Raw genomic sequence first — 1,973 nt, forward strand, 5'->3', positions numbered from 1 at the left:
ATGGCACCTGGAATGCTGTCGCCATCTTGAGGGCGAGTCACGCCGCGCTGATCCTTGGTGGGTGCGCCCGTAGCAATCCCTTGATCAATGGCCGGACTTCCTGTCAGCAGCGGCCTGACTAAAGCACCGTTGAGGTTTTGCAAAGGGCCAAGTAAGGGGTCTGCGAGCGTAATACTTGCCGTCGCATTGTAATCGTTGAAGTTAGTAGTTTTTTTGACAGGCCACTGAAAATTGCCACCTTGGTCAGTTAGTTCGCTGCTGGTGTGCTGCTGAATGCCAAACTCATTCCCCGCCGTGTTGTTAGAAAAAATCGTGTTCTTGACACTGACAGGCTTTCCCGACGCCGCCGAGATGCCTCCGCCCACCCAACGGGCGGAATTATCGGCAATGGTGGTGTTGACGATCGTTGTGGGGGCATAAAGAGCCATTGCACCACCGACATTGCCGTAAAAATCGGTAGTCCCACTAACTTGGTTGCCAGAAAAGGTGCTGTTGGTAATCGTGGTAGGCGCATCCATGATCCACATTGCGCCACCTTGACCGGGGGCTTTGTTACCAGCAAAGGTGGTGTTGGAGACCGTAAGTCCTTTGTTGAGGCCGTTGCTCAAGTTTACCAACCCGCCTCCAACTCCGTCGTTGCCACCGGGAAGCGACAGAATTTCGTTGTTTTGGAAGGTGCTGTCTGCAATACTTACGCTGTCTTGGGTGCCGGTAAACAGATAAGCTGCTCCGCCTTCGCCTCGCCCTTTGTTGTCTTGAAATACACTTTTGGTGATCTTAATTGTGCCGGAAGCTTCGCTGGGATTGCTGGCTCGATCGGTATATAGTGCGCCGCCGAAACCTCTTAAGAAATCATTGGACTTCCCTGTGGCGAAAGTGGCTGCTGTGGTGTCGTTGCCGATGAATCGGGAGTTGTCAATTGTCAGCTTACCTTGAAGGCTGTTAATCGCCCCGCCGTTAATTCCTTTGTTGTTGGTGAAGTCGCTGTTGGTGACTGTAATAGTTTTGAAACTCAAAAAGCCGATCGCACCTGCACCGCGTTCATCGTTAGCGGCGGTGGCGACGTTGCCGTTGAATTTACTGTTGGTAACAGTCAGGGTATTGTTGAAATTACCAAAAATTGCGCCACCGCCTTTATCGGCGACGTTGTTGTTGAACTGAACATTGTCTACTGTGAGGTTTACTTCGTCGGTTGTGCCGATCGCGCCACCTCGATCGGTTGTTTTCCCGTTAGTAATAATCAGGTTTTTGACCACAAAATTGGTAGCAGTCGCAACGTTGGCATTGACAAAAAAGGCGCGGGATGTGTTGTTGCCACTGATGGTTAAACCGGGTGCGGCGGCGCCGTCAATCGTGATATTTTTGCCAACGGGAATATCGAGTTGACCGCTGGTGAGGGTAATGGTTTGGCTGGCTAAACCTGGAGCGAAGGTAATGATATCGCCGGCAACAGCGGTGGCAATCGCAGCCCTTAATGAACCGGGCCCGCTATCGCTATTATTGGCTACTACGATCGTAGCTAAATCGCCTTGGTAACTTGCCATCGCATCCGGCTCCAAGGCTAAGGGAGATTCAATTTCGCCCCTAGCAAATTCTAAATTCCAGTCGCCGCTACGGCCAGTTGTGTTGGTGGATGCCGCAACGTCAGCCCCGGTTATTTGACTGAATCGAGCGACGAAATTAGCACCTGTACCGCTTGCTACATCGCAGCCGTACAGCATGATATCTGCTTCTGGGGCTAGTGAAGTTTGCCATTTTTCCAACTGGCTTTTGTATTGCTCTATGTTATCTGAACCCAGAGCGGTCTTGCCTAGTTGTAGGCTGCCTGAACTGCCGTGAGAAATAATGTGAACCGAGTCTATCGCCCCGTTAGTCGAGGCATATTTTTCAATTTCAGAGGTGATTTGTTCGATGCCGTTTTTGGTGCTATCGAGTATTACTACCTGCTGTCCCGGCAGCACTCCCGCTGTTAT

Annotated in this window: 1 protein-coding gene; it reads right to left on the reverse strand. The window is 51.1% G+C overall.

Translation table 11 applies throughout. The features are described from left to right. A partial coding sequence (locus QUA57_RS28380; RefSeq protein ID WP_333251552.1) for a DUF4347 domain-containing protein occupies positions 1-1,973 on the reverse strand: 1,973 nt, incomplete at both ends.

The sequence above is a fragment of the Microcoleus sp. Pol7_B2 genome (assembly GCF_036701035.1).
In the GTDB taxonomy this organism is placed as follows: Bacteria; Cyanobacteriota; Cyanobacteriia; order Cyanobacteriales; family Microcoleaceae; genus Microcoleus.